This window comes from Sphingomonas sp. SP6 (assembly GCF_058313435.1).
In genome coordinates, this window is sequence record NZ_JBZFLG010000004.1 from 476354 (window position 1) to 489004 (window position 12651).

Here is a 12651-nt window from a genome sequence, read left to right on the forward strand (position 1 = left end):
TGCTCAAGGCGCGGGAGGGCCGTCGGTGCAGTTGTCCGACGTGTCGTCATCGGCTGGAGGCCTGCTCTTGGGCAGGTGCACCGCCACCATCGGCGGCGTCGCCGCTCCGCCGACCTTGCGGATCACCGAACCATGGTCCGGCCCGCCGACGATCCAGCAGAGTCTTACCGCCCGTTTGCGATTTCCGGAGTACCAGATCTCGATCACTTTGGGCTCGCGCCACGTCGGATCCCACGGGTTCGGCGCCGGAGCATAGCCGGTGTAGCTCATCACGTTGGTCTTCTCGCCGGCGAAAGCCGCATCGGCGTTCGGGTAGACGTAGACATTCACCGGAACACCCGTCGCGATGGGCGGGGGCGGCGGTGGGGGTGGTAGAACCCCCGGGCCGCTCGCTCCGCATCCCGAAAGCGCGGTCGCAGCAGAAAGGAGGATCAACCCGTAAGTCAGGTGTCGCATGGTGTCACCGCTGAGAGAGGGAACGCACATGAACTCGCGACGCCGCGCGGCAAGCAACGGCAAGATCGGCCGCGAGTCAAGCCTCGCTCAGTCGTAGCTCCGCACGACGTACGGCCGCAGCGCGGATCCGGTCAGCTCGATCACCTGGTGGCGCACGGCGCGGGCGCCGTCCGGATATTGCGCGACCGCGGAGATCATCAGCGGGTGCGCGGTCAAATCCTCGCGGCTGTCGTTGGCGATGTCGAGCGCGACGCGCTGGCCGGCGAGCTCGCGCGCGCGGTCGATCGCTTCGGCGGCGCCCTCGTCCCCCTGGACGATCTCGATCGCGATCGGATCGGCGTGGCCGGGTTCGAAATTGCCGCGACCGAAATTGACCGTCAGATACGGCGACATCCGTGCGACCACGCCCGCGTCGAACCCGCGTACGCGCCGGAGCTCGCCGACCGAGGCGAGCGCACCGTTGCGCGGACGATAGCCGAGCGCGGCGTAGAAGGCGCTCTCCGCGCCAAAGGGGCGTGCCTGGTCGTCGCCGTCGAGCCAGTCGAGCAGCGAGTCGCGTGCGATCTTCAGCGCGTCGCCGTCGTAGCCGAACTTCTGGAGCAACCGCGTCGCCATCTCCTCGTCGAGGAGGTTGAGCGGGACCTTGCCGCGTTCGTCCTCGACCCGGATCGCGACGCGCGCGCCCGCGAAGTCGACGACGTGAGCGGGGGCTTCCAACCGCCAGCGGCGGTCCGGATCGGTCGCGAGCAGGCCGGAGAGCGCGATCGCCACTCCTGCGTCCGCCGCCGCGGCCGCGCGCGCCTGGCCGACCTCGGCCGCGCCGGTCGCGATCGCCGCGCGCGTCGCCGACAGCACCGCCAGCGCCATCGCCGCGAACACGACGATGCTCGCGACCGCGGCGACGAGCGCATAGCCCTCCTCGCCGCGCGGCCGCGTCACGGGATCCGTCCTCCGGTCTTGAACGGCTCGAGCGTGCGCAGCTTGGCGCGCAGCTCCTCGGTCACCGCGGTGCCGTCGTCGACGGTGCGGATCACGGTGGGCTTGAGGATCACGATCAGCTCGGTGCGGACCTGATTGTTCGTCTGGGTGCCGAACAGCGCGCCCAGCACGGGGATGCGCGACAGGATCGGGATGCCGGTCTTCCCGAACGTCTGCGCGTTGCGGAACAGCCCGCCCAAGGCGATCACCTGCCCGTCTTGTGCGGCGATCGAGGTCGAGATGCGCCGCGTGGTGATCGTCGGCGATTGGGTCTGGGCTTCGGTGCTGCCGGTCGCGCCGGCGACGTCGCTCACCTCCTGCGAGATGTCGAGCAGCACCAGCCCGCTGGCGTTGACCCGGGGCGTCACCTTCAGGATCACGCCGGTGTCGCGATACTCGATCGAGTTGACGATCGCCGCATCGGTGCCGCCGCTGAGGTTCGTCGCCGCCGCGGTCGTGATCGGCACCTGGTCGCCCACCTGCAGCGCGGCGGTCTGGTTGTTCAGCACGGTGATCTTGGGCGCCGAGATCACCTTGACCTTGGTCTGCGCCTCGAGCGCGTTGAGCGTCAGGCTGATGTCGCTGTTGGGTGCGACGAAATAGGAAAAGCCCGGCGTGATCCGGGTCGGCGCGGTCGTCGTGCCGGCGACCTGGGCGAAGTTGCTGGTGCCCGACTGGAAGTTCCACTGGACGCCGTAGCGGAGATTGTCGTTCAGCGTGACCTCGGTGATCGCCGCCTCGATCAGCACCTGCACGGGGCGGACGTCGAGCCGGCGGAGCGCATCCTCGACGATCGCATATTCGCGCGGCGTGCCATAGACGAGGATGGCGTTGTTGACCTCGTCGGCGGTGATCCGACCGTTGGTCTGGCCGCCGCCCCCCCCCGGCGCCCCGTTCGCCGCCGGCGCGCCGGCGGCCGGGCTCGCGGGGGTGGACGCCGGCGGCTGGGTCAAGGCCGAGGTGGTCGACGAGCCGGCCGTCGTCGTCGTGCCGGTCGTCCCGTTGTTCTGCGCGAACGGATCGGTGTTGCCGGTCTGCGCGGCGCCGGCGGTGGCGTTGCCGAACGCGGCGTTGAGCGTCGTCGCGAGATCGCGCGCGCGCCCGTTCTGGACCTTGTAGACGAACAGCTTCGCCTCGGTGCCCTCGCCCTGACGATCAAGGATCTCGACCCAGCGGCGGACGTCTTCGAGATATTGGGGCTGGGCCGAAATCGCGAGGATGCCGTTCAGCCGGTCCATCTGGATCAGCCGGACGAGGCCCTTGGTCGGCGCGTCGCCGGCGTTGATCAGCTTCTCGAGCTCGGGCGCGATCAGGCGGCTGTCGGTGCGCTCGGGGACGTAGAGCGCGAAGCTCATGTTGCGCAGCCAGTTGACGTCGAACTGGCGGATCACGTCGCGCGCGCTCGCCCGCTGGCCAGTGGTGCCGACGATCGTGATGGTGTTGGTGCCCGCGTCACCGATGGTGGCGACACCGGGCAGGACCGAGTCGAGCAACGTCTTGAGCTGGGTCGCGCTGATGAACTGGAGCGTCAGCAGCTCGCTGCCGTAGCCGATCGTTCCCGCCGGGACGGGGCCGTTGCCCTTGGCGGCGGTCGCGGGCTGGATCTGGAACCCGCCGCCCTCGGCGACGAGCGCAAGGTTCGAGGATTTGAGCGCCGATTCGAACAAGGCGAGCAGCGACGATCTGGCGACCGGGCCGGGCGTGACGAAGGCCATGTTGCCCGTGACGCCCGGCGCGATCGAATACTGAACGCGCAAGAGGTCGCCGAGCACCGCCTTCGCGACGATCCGGACGTCGGCGGCGGGAAAGTTGACGGTGATGTCGCCGCGCTTGGGATTGACGGTGATCGCCCCCGGCGGGGGCGCAGGGACGGGTGCGTCGCCGGGGACGATCGTCGAGCGCACCTGCGGTTCGGCGGCCTCCGCCTCCTGGACGATCTGCGGAGTAGGGGGTCGCTCGATCGGCTGCGGCGCGCGCTTTCCGCCGCAGGTGGCGAGCGCGATCAGGCTGACGCCCGCAATGGCGATTGGCTTCATCACTCGCTCTCTTCCGAAGACTGGGGTTCAGCATTGCCGGCAGCGGCGGCCCCGCCCGTCCCGAACGGGCGGGTGAGCCGCTCCCGTCCGCGCGCGAGCAGCACCGCGCTATCCGAGACGCCGATCACGCGCCAGCCCGCGATACTGCCGCCGACCGCGACGCGGCGGGTCGCGCCGCCTTGCTGGACGACGAGGTATCGCGCGCGGCCGACGCCGACCAAGCCGAGGATCGCCGCGCCGCCGAGCGGGTCCGTCGCTGCCTGCGCTCCTCCCGCCGCCGCTCCGACGCGGGCCGGCGAAAACAGCGTACGGGAGGCGAAAGCCGGCGGCACGCCGCGAGCGCCCGGATCGGCGAGGGCGGTCTGCATCCCGCCGCCGCCGATCGGCCCGCTCTCCGGCAAATCGACGGGATCGGTCAGCACGAGCTGGACGATCGCCATCGCCCCCAGCACCGCGGCGAGCGCGGCGGGGAGGAGGGTGCCGTCAGCGCGCCCGGGCGGTGCGAAGCGGAATCGCGAGTTCAAGGCTGGTTTCCATCGGATGGGACTGGCCGTCGGCGAGCGCCTGATCGGCGGAGATGTCGAGTCCCGTGACGACGAGCCACGGCGGCTCGTTCTGAAGGCGGGCGAGGGCGCGGGCGAGCTGGTCCTGGGTCAGCCGGGCGCTGGCCCGGACCGCGATCCAGCCGGCGGGGGCGTCGGCGTCCTCTCCGGCCTGGAACTCGCCGCCCACTTCGGTGACGATCCGCTCGACCCGCTCGCGCAGGCGCTGGGTGGCGGTGGCGAGATCGGGCGCGGCGAGCACGAAGCGATCGAGCACCGCGCGCTGGCGCTCGGCCTGGCGGCGCAGGCGCGGGACGGCGGCGATGGTGCGGACGTTGTGCTGATATTCCAGCAGCAGGTTCTCGCGCTCGTCGGCGCGAGCGGCGAAGCCGCGGACGATCGGCGCGACGATCGCGATCCAGACGAGCGCGATCACCGCGATCAGCACGCCGACCGCGACCAGCCGGCGCTCGCGCGGGGTGGTCGGCCGCATCACGGTCGCGGCTTCCGGACGCGCGCGGTCACGTCGAACGGCTGGCCGGCGGGGACTTCGGCGACGGTGTCGGCATTGGTGTTGCGCACCTCCACGAAGCCGGGCGTGCGGCGGAGCGCCTGCACCACTTCGGCGCCGCGCGGCCGGTAGCCCGCGAGCCGCAGGGTCTCGCCCGACCAGCCGTAACGCTGGAGCCAGACGCCGGGCGGCAGCGCGCTCGCGACCTGGCCCATCACCCACAAGGGATCGCTCGCCTCTCGCCGGGCCAGCGACGCGCGCGCGATCCGCTGGCCCGAGCGGACGCGGTTGGTGATCCGGCGCGCGGCGGCGACGGCGGGGCGCTGTCCCTCCACCACGGTCGCCAGCCGTTCGTTGCGGGCGGCGTCACGCCAGATCAGCAGCGCGCCGTTCAGGAGAAACAGGAAGGCGACCGCCGCCCACCAGCCGCGCGCGGCGCTGCGGTTGCGAACGATTACGCCGGCGCGACGGAGCGCGGGAAGGAAGGCGATCGGCCCCTCGTCGGTGGCGAGGTGGACGTCGATCGGGACGACCTGTGCCAGCGCGGCGGCGGCGGCGAGCGCCTCGGCCCGATCGCGCGGCAAGGCGGCGACCGCGACGCGGGCGCCCGCGCCGGTGCGGGCGACGATGCGCGAGGCGACCACCATCGTCTCGGCGGGGAGCGGCAGGATGCGGTCGGCGTCGAGCGCGATCATCCGCTCGAGATCGCGCTCGCCCATCGCCGGCCGCTCGACGATGCGGACCAGGCACAGCGCCGGATCGAGCGCGATCGAGACCGACGCCCCTACCGGCGCGCCGATCAGGACCCCGCCGTCCCATGGCAGGACCGGCGCCCGCGAGCGGCCCGTGTCGCGCAACCGCTCGGGCACCATCGCCCGCAGCTCGTCCAGCCACCAGCGAAGGCCGTCACGGAGCCACCCGGCGAGGGTGGTCATGTCGGCGTCGAGGATTCCCCGTCCGCTCATGACGAGCTCTCGCACCGACCCGACATCGGATCGATCCGGCAGGCGTTGTTCACCGTCGCGCGCGGGCGGGCGACCAGGTCCGGCCAACGGCGCTTGTCGCCGGCCGGGAAGGCGATGCGGACGCGGATGAGGTCGGGCGGCTGGGGGCGATCGTACCAATGTCCCTGCCAGCTGCGGCCGCCGGACAGCGGATCGTCGCCGAAGTAGGCGATCGACAGGCCGGAGGCACCGCGTGCGAGGGTGATCGAGCTCCAGCTCTGGCGCGGCCCGGCCGCGTCCGCGTTCTCGGTCGCGATCACGGGCGCGGAGACCAGGGTGACGTCGCCCGCGCTCGAGATCGCGAGCCGGTAGCGGAACAGCGCGTCGGGCATCTCGCGGTCGGGCGGCGCACCGGTGAAGTCGAGCGCCTGCGGCTCGCCGTCAAGGTCGGCGATGGCGCGCGCGGAGCTGAGCTTGGGTGCGGCACGGAGCCGTTCGAGGCGGGCCCGCAGCACCATCTGCGCCGAGGCGATCGGCTCGATCGCGTCGGCGCTGGTGCGCGCACGTGCCGCCATCAGCCCGCTCGTGCCGAGTCCGGCGACGAGCATCGCCGCCACCATCCCGAGGATCGCGAGCCCGACGAGCAACTCGATCAGGGTGTAGCCGGCGGCGCGCCTCACCGGACGACCCGCAACGTGCGCAGCGTCAACACGGGCCCGGTCGCGTCGCTGATGCGGACGGCGACCTGCTCGATCGGCAGCCCGCCCTCCGGCCCGGCATACGGCGCGCGCCCGACCTGCCACGACAGCGCGCCGTCGCGCCCGGTCTGGGCGAGCGCGGCGGCGGCGGGGGAGGCGGTCGCCTGCGCCAGCACCGACTGGGCGAGCAGCACCGCTTGGCGCCGCTCCGCCACCTGCCGCGCGGCGGAGGCGTTGGCGGCGATCGAGCGATAGGTCAGCGCCATTATCGTCGCGACGATCGCGGCGCCGACGATCACCTCGACCAGCGCGAAGCCGGCCTGCCGTACGGGCGGACGCCGGCTCACCGCTGCGCCGCCACCGCACCCGAGCCGGGATCGACCGACAGCCGCCGCCCGCGCCCGACGCCGCCGATCGTGACGTCGCCGCCGGTCGAGGTGCCGTCGCCGTAGAAGCCGATGCCGCGGGTCGGGAGCGAGAGGGTCATGTCGGGCGGGATGACGATCGGGGCCGCGCCGTCGCGGACGATCGAGCGCCGGTCCGCGCCGAGCACGAAGCGGATCGGGCGGCTGGTGCGGATCGCATCGGCGCGCGCCTCGCGCAGGCCGAGGTCGATCGCGTTCGCCGCCGCCTCGAACGCCTGGCGGCGCATCGCGCGGTCGATCGCCGGGAAGGCGAGCGCCGATACCAGCCCGGTGATCGCGAGCACGACGAGCATCTCGATCAGCGTGAAGCCTGCGGCCTTACCAGCTGCCGACATCCTTGGCCTCCCCGGTGCCGCCGGCGGCGCCGTCGGAGCCGTAGGAATAGACGTCCACCTCGCCGTGATCGCCGGGGATCTTCATCAGATACGGCTTGCCCCAAGGATCGGTGATCGCCGCTTCGTCGGGGAGATAGGGGCCGTTCCAGTCGGGGACGGAGGGCGGGGCCTTGATGAGCGCCTGGAGCCCCTCCGCTTGCGTCGGGAAGCGACCGGCGTCGAGGCGGAACAGGTTCAAGGAGGCGACGACGTTCTTCGCCTGGACCTGCGCCGACTGGGTCTTGGAACTGCCCAGGTATTTGATCACCTGCGGCCCGACGATCGCGGCGAGAAGCCCGAGGATCGCGAGCACGACCAGCAGCTCGAGCAGGGTGAAGCCGTTGCGGCGACGCTTACCCCTCACCGGTTCGTCCCGAGCGACGGCGAGGGGCGCGGGTGTCTCGACTGCGCTCGACACGAACGGCGTGGGATGGATGGTCATGAGCTCACTGCCAGATCGTTGAAGCCGAGGATCGCGGACATGATCGAGGCGATGATCGCCGCGACCGCGGTGCCGAGGAACACGGTGATGGCCGGAGTGAGGATGCCGATCAACCGTTCGAGCCTGAGCCGCACGTCGCGGTCGAGCACGTCGGCGAGCCGGGTCGCCATCGGTCCGAGCCGCGAGGTCTCCTCGCCGGTGCGGAAGAAGCCGATCGCCAGCCGAGGAAAGATGTTCGCCGCCGCGAGCGGGGCGGTCAGCCCGCCGCCCTCGCGCACGCCCGACGCGATCCGCGCGATCGCCGACGCCATCACGCTGTTCGACAAGGTGCGCTGGGCGATGGCGAGCGCGTTGGGGAGCGGCACCTCGCCTTCGAGCAAAGCGCCGAGCGTGCGAGAGAAGCGCGCGGTCTCGGTGCGGCGGATCAGCTCGCCGAGCTGCGGCACACGGAGCAGGGCTCGGTCGATCGCGGCGCGGGCAGCGGGGGTCCGCAGCGCCTGGCGGATGCCGAACCCGACGACGACGACCCCGCCGAGCAGCAGGAATCCCTGATGCCGTACGAAACGGCTCGCCGCCATCACCGCGACCGAGGAGGCGGGAAGCTCGGCACGCGAGCTGGCGAACAGGCTCTCGAACTGGGGGACGACGAAGAGCAGCATCATCGCGATCACCCCGACCGCGATCACGGCGAGCGCAATCGGATAGACCATCGCGTTGCCGACGATCCGGCGCAGCTCCTCGGCGCGCGCCATCATCTCGGCGAGCCGGCCGAGCGCCTGGGCGAGGCGGCCGTTGGCCTCGCCTGCCTCGGCCATCGCGATCGCGGTGGGGGTGAAGAGCCCCGGGCGCGCCGCCATCGCGCGGCTGAGCGGGGCGCCCTCGCGCACCGCCTTCAGAATCGAGGCGAAATGGGTGGCGGAGGCGGGGTCCTCGACATTCTCGATCGCCAGCGCAAGCGCGCGGTCGAGCTGGAGCCCGGCGTCGAGCAGCACCGCCAGCTCGGCGACGATCGCGCCGGCCGCCTTGTTCGCCTTCGCCCCGCCGATCCGTTTGGGCTTGTCGCTGATCGGCGCGGCTGGGACGAGTTCGAGCGGAGTCGCGCCGAGCTGGCGCACCGCCACGAGCGCGCGGGCGTGGTCGGGCGCTTCGACTTCGCCCGTCGCGGCGGAGCCGTCGGCGCGGACGGCACGGTAGCGATAGTGGGCCAAGTCAGTCGCCCACCGCGACGCGCAGGACTTCCTCGACGGTAGTGAGGCCGTGCTGCACCTTGTCGAGCCCGTCCTGCATCAGGGTGCGGTTGCCGCGCTCCGCCGCCGCCGTGGCGATCGCGCCGGTGTCGGCGCGGGCGAGGATCAGCCGAGCGATCGTGTCGTCGATACGGATGAACTCCAGCAGCGCGACGCGGCCCTGGTAGCCGCTGTCGCCGCATGAGGCGCAACCGACCGCGCGGTGGAAGACCGGGCGACCCGTCAACTTGAGCGCCGCGACGACCGCCGCATCGGGCTCGAACGCTTCGCGGCAGTCGGGGCACAGCCGCCGGACCAGCCGCTGCGCCAGCGCACCCGCCAGCACCGAACCGAGCAGGAAAGGCTCCACCCCCATGTCGAGCAGCCGCGTCACCGCGCCCGCCGCGGTGTTGGTGTGGAGCGTCGAGAGGATCATGTGCCCGGTCAGCGCCGCCTGGACCGCGATCTCCGCCGTTTCGCCGTCGCGGATCTCGCCGACCATCATCACGTCGGGGTCCTGGCGCAGGAACGAACGCAGCGCGCTGCCGAAAGTGAAGCCGATGCCGGGGTTCACCTGGGTCTGGATCACGCCGGGCAGGCGATATTCGATCGGATCCTCGACCGTCAGCAACTTGCGGTCCGAGGAATTGAGTTCGGACAGCGCGGCGTAGAGCGTCGTCGTCTTGCCGCTTCCGGTGGGGCCGGTGACCAGCACCATTCCGTGGGGGCGGCGGATCGCCTCGCGCAGACGCTCGGCCAGGTCCTCGTCGAAGCCCAATGTGCCGAAATCGAGCGCCAGCTTGGAGCGATCGAGGATGCGCATCACCACGCTCTCGCCGTGGATCGAGGGCGCGGTGGCGACGCGCAGGTCGATCTCGTGGCCGCGGACGGCGACCCGCATCCGCCCGTCCTGGGGCAGGCGGCGCTCGGCGATGTTCAGGTTCGCCATCACCTTGACGCGGCTGACCAGCGGCGCGCGCATGGCCGCCGGCAGCCGCGCCGCCTCGCGCAGCACGCCGTCGACGCGGAAGCGGACGGTGAGCGAATCCTCGGTCGGCTCGACATGGATGTCGGACGCGCGCCCGTCGACCGCCTGCGCGATCAGGCGGTTGACCGCGCGGATGACGGGCGCGTCGCTGACCAGGTCCTTCAGGCGGTCGAGATCGTCGTCGTCGAGCGTCTCGTCGAGCGCATCGGCCGGCTCGACCCCGCCGTAGAGCCGGTCGATCGCACCGTCGATGTCCGAGCCGCGCGCGACCACCAGTTCGACACGCCTGCCGAAGACGAAACGGAACGCCTCGGTGGCGACGGCGGCGAAGGGATCGCTCACGGCGACGCGGACCGTCGTCTCGGTCAGCGCGATGGGCAGGGCGCGCTGATCGTGCAGGAAGGCGATCGACAGCGGCGGCCCGGCGACGGGCTCCGCCGGGAAGGCGGCGGCTGCGACCAGCGGCAGACCGACGGCGGTCGCCGCCTCGCGGGCGAGGATCTCCTCCGACAGCAGGCCGAGGCGTGCGACGACGGCGTCTAGTCGCTCACCGCTTTCGGCGCGGACGAGCTTGGCCCGCGACAGGGCGTCCTCGGCGATCAGCCCGCGGGCGGCGAGCCAATCCTCGAGCGATGCAGGCGCGGGCGAGATCGACGTCTCGGACGGGGACGGCTGCGACATGGATCTCAACTCTGGACGTCCCGACGACTCTACGCCCGGCGAGTGGCGTTTGCTACAGATATGCTGCAATTTCTTGACACGCGGCGAAGTTGATCATGGCGACGGCCGTTGCAACGAAAATGTCACGAAGCTGGGACCGTACCCGCGTCAATGTATCATCAATCTGTCATCAACCGTGCCTAATCGAAGCGTGCGAGTCGATGATCCGGCGAAGACCGGACCATCTGCTGGCGAACAGAATAACGTCCAAGGAAGCGATCGAGACGGGCGCCGCGGTGCGGCGATCCGTATCGGTCTTTCTGCGGTCTAGTCGTGGTCCTGCGTCGTCTTCGTTTGCGGAGAGGGCTTCAGGGTGCGCGACTGCGTACTCCCGACCGCCGCAATACCGCGGCCGGTCGATTCGCAGGGGATTTTCATCATGAAGCACATGAAGGCGCAGTTGCTCGCCGCGACCGTGGTCGCCGCCGGCTGCCCGACACTCGCCCAGGCCCAGTTCGCCTATCCGGCGGCCGAGCTCCGCGGCGCGGGCGCCAGCTCGATCCAGACCGCGCAGGTCCAGATCATGAACTGCATCGGCAACCCCGGCAGCCATGCCGTCGGCAACACCGACAACCTCAACCCGCTCGGCACCAACAACGGCACGACCAGCGCCGTTCCGGAGGGCAAGTTCGTTCAGGCGAGCCCGAGCGACAAGTCGCCCGACTTCGACTGCAACCTCCAGGAGATCCAGCCGGACTTCCAGGGCAAGTATATCGCGACGGGTTCGGGCACCGGCCGCGCCTGGTGGCGGACGTTCGTCAACCAACTCGACGGTTCGCCGGGCAAGATCAACCCGTTCGGCAACTGGACCAACGTGCAGTTCGCCTTCTCTGATGCCCCGGCGTCGGCGAGCGACCTTGCGGCGTATGACGCCGGTGCGAACAACGCCACGAACAAGGCCGGCGCGCCCATCCAGTTCCCGCTCTACGTGCTTCCGGTCGCGGTCGCCTACAACCCGGTCTATGCGCGTTACCGGGATGGTGACAACGGCGTCGTCGACCTGACCCTGCAGGTCAATCCCGCCTATGTCACCACCGACGACAACGGCAACCCGACCGGCGGCCTGCGTCTCACGCGCAACATGTATTGCCAGATCTTCAACGGCTACATCACCAACTTCAACGATCCGGCGTTCAAGACGACGGGAACCAACAAGTCGCTGAAGGACAAGAAGGACTCGGCGAACCGCTGGGCCAACGAGGGCGCGCCGATCCGCCTGGTCGGTCGTCTCGACAACTCGGGGACCACCGACGTCTTCACACGGCATCTCGCCGCGGCGTGCGACGGCCAGGCCGGCGTCGCCGTGAACAAGTTCGACACCAACGCCGAGGCGCTGCCGTTCGACAACACCAGCAACATCGACCTGCGTCAGTTCCGTTCGGACACCCGTTACTATCCGGGCAGCACCGCGGCCTTCGCCGGCACCGTGCAGTCGCTGAGCGGCGCGGTGTTCGTCCGTGCCGCGGGCGGCAACCCGGCGCGCATCGACACGACGTTCGGCACCGAGAAGCCGGGCCTGTTCATGGTGGCCGACGGCTCGTCGGGCGTCCGTGACGCGATCAACTACCAGGTCGATCCGACGGCGGACCAGACGATCGTGCTCAACGGCAAGGTCGGCTACATCGGCGCCGATTTCGTGAAGCCGGCGCCGGGTGCGGCGCTGTTCAGCGCGGCGCTGCAGATCAACGGTTCCGGCAAGGCCTACGCCAGCCCGACGACCACCGATGCGCTGCTCGCGTTCGGCAAGACCACGTTGCCGCCCCAGACCACCAGCGCCAGCGGCGCGTACGATCCGTCCGACGCCCGCACGGGTCCGCGTCGGGACGGCCAGCCGGGTTCGGTCACCGTCGACCGCGCCAACCCGCTGCACTGGACGAGCGTGCTGTACTCGGATGCGGCGAACAACCTGGCGCTGCCGAAGTTCGGTTACCCGATCACCGGCACGACCCAGTATCTCGGCTACACCTGCTATGCGGATGACGCCGATCGTCTGGCCGTCGACCTGATGCTGACCACCTTCACCAGCAACAAGATCGGCGACAGCACCCGGAACGGCGTGGTCTCGACCGCCCTAGTGACGGGCACGACCAACAAGGCGCTCGGCCTGATCGCGCAGCTCGGCCTCGCGCCGATGCCGACCGCCTGGCAGCGTGCGATCCACGACACGTTCCTCGTCAAGGACTCGACCAACCTCGGCGGGCGCAACCTCTGGATCCAGGATCAGCTGCCGAAGAGGAAGGCCGGAGACGCCAAGTCCAACCCGGACTGCACCGCCGGCAAGGGCGCCTGATCGGCGTTCGATCGGCCTTTC

At 70.7% G+C, this 12651-nt stretch carries 13 protein-coding genes; 1 reads left to right on the forward strand and 12 read right to left on the reverse strand.

Annotation, left to right across the window (positions count from 1 at the left end; all coding sequences use genetic code 11):
* Positions 1-3: 3 nt before the first annotated feature.
* From AC4GYY_RS15820 to AC4GYY_RS15875, 12 genes are all read right to left on the reverse strand, one after another.
* Positions 4-330, reverse strand: coding sequence for a hypothetical protein (locus tag AC4GYY_RS15820; protein WP_491121924.1), 327 nt, complete (start codon positions 328-330; stop codon positions 4-6).
* 213 nt (positions 331-543) lie between these two features.
* Positions 544-1395 (reverse strand): type II secretion system minor pseudopilin, encoded by an 852-nt coding sequence (locus AC4GYY_RS15825; RefSeq protein ID WP_491121926.1) that lies wholly within the window; start codon positions 1393-1395, stop codon positions 544-546.
* Positions 1392-3470: a type II secretion system secretin GspD gene (gene gspD / locus AC4GYY_RS15830; protein ID WP_491121928.1), complete on the reverse strand. Its 2079-nt coding sequence runs from the start codon at positions 3468-3470 to the stop codon at positions 1392-1394. The genes AC4GYY_RS15825 and gspD overlap by 4 nt, the downstream gene beginning before the upstream one ends.
* A complete protein-coding gene (locus AC4GYY_RS15835) occupies positions 3470-3994 on the reverse strand; it encodes a hypothetical protein (protein WP_491121930.1) in 525 nt (174 codons plus the stop codon). The genes gspD and AC4GYY_RS15835 overlap by 1 nt, the downstream gene beginning before the upstream one ends.
* Positions 3954-4505 (reverse strand): type II secretion system protein GspM, encoded by a 552-nt coding sequence (gene gspM / locus AC4GYY_RS15840; RefSeq protein WP_491121931.1) that lies wholly within the window; start codon positions 4503-4505, stop codon positions 3954-3956. Before gspM ends, AC4GYY_RS15835 begins: the two co-directional genes overlap by 41 nt.
* Complete coding sequence (locus AC4GYY_RS15845; RefSeq protein WP_491121933.1) at positions 4505-5488, reverse strand: hypothetical protein; 984 nt, start codon at positions 5486-5488, stop codon at positions 4505-4507. The genes gspM and AC4GYY_RS15845 overlap by 1 nt, the downstream gene beginning before the upstream one ends.
* Positions 5485-6147, reverse strand: coding sequence for a PulJ/GspJ family protein (locus tag AC4GYY_RS15850; RefSeq protein ID WP_491121935.1), 663 nt, complete (start codon positions 6145-6147; stop codon positions 5485-5487). Before AC4GYY_RS15850 ends, AC4GYY_RS15845 begins: the two co-directional genes overlap by 4 nt.
* Positions 6144-6512 carry a type II secretion system protein gene (locus AC4GYY_RS15855; protein WP_491121937.1) on the reverse strand — a complete coding sequence of 123 codons (369 nt, stop codon included), beginning with the start codon at positions 6510-6512 and terminating at the stop codon, positions 6144-6146. The genes AC4GYY_RS15850 and AC4GYY_RS15855 overlap by 4 nt, the downstream gene beginning before the upstream one ends.
* Positions 6509-6925, reverse strand: coding sequence for a pilus assembly FimT family protein (locus AC4GYY_RS15860; protein WP_491121939.1), 417 nt, complete (start codon positions 6923-6925; stop codon positions 6509-6511). Before AC4GYY_RS15860 ends, AC4GYY_RS15855 begins: the two co-directional genes overlap by 4 nt.
* Positions 6909-7406, reverse strand: coding sequence for a type II secretion system major pseudopilin GspG (gene gspG / locus AC4GYY_RS15865; RefSeq protein WP_491121941.1), 498 nt, complete (start codon positions 7404-7406; stop codon positions 6909-6911). Before gspG ends, AC4GYY_RS15860 begins: the two co-directional genes overlap by 17 nt.
* On the reverse strand, positions 7403-8614 hold the full coding sequence (locus tag AC4GYY_RS15870; RefSeq protein WP_491121943.1) for a type II secretion system F family protein: 1212 nt from the start codon (positions 8612-8614) through the stop codon (positions 7403-7405). The genes gspG and AC4GYY_RS15870 overlap by 4 nt, the downstream gene beginning before the upstream one ends.
* Before the next feature lies 1 nt (position 8615).
* The gene (locus AC4GYY_RS15875; protein WP_491121945.1) at positions 8616-10301 is read right to left on the reverse strand and encodes a GspE/PulE family protein; all 1686 of its coding nucleotides are present in this window, start codon (positions 10299-10301) and stop codon (positions 8616-8618) included.
* Between the two features lie 418 nt (positions 10302-10719).
* On the opposite strand from AC4GYY_RS15875, the gene AC4GYY_RS15880 reads away from it, so the two are divergent.
* A complete protein-coding gene (locus AC4GYY_RS15880; RefSeq protein WP_491121947.1) occupies positions 10720-12630 on the forward strand; it encodes a substrate-binding domain-containing protein in 1911 nt (636 codons plus the stop codon).
* The last annotated feature ends 21 nt before the right edge of the window (positions 12631-12651 follow it).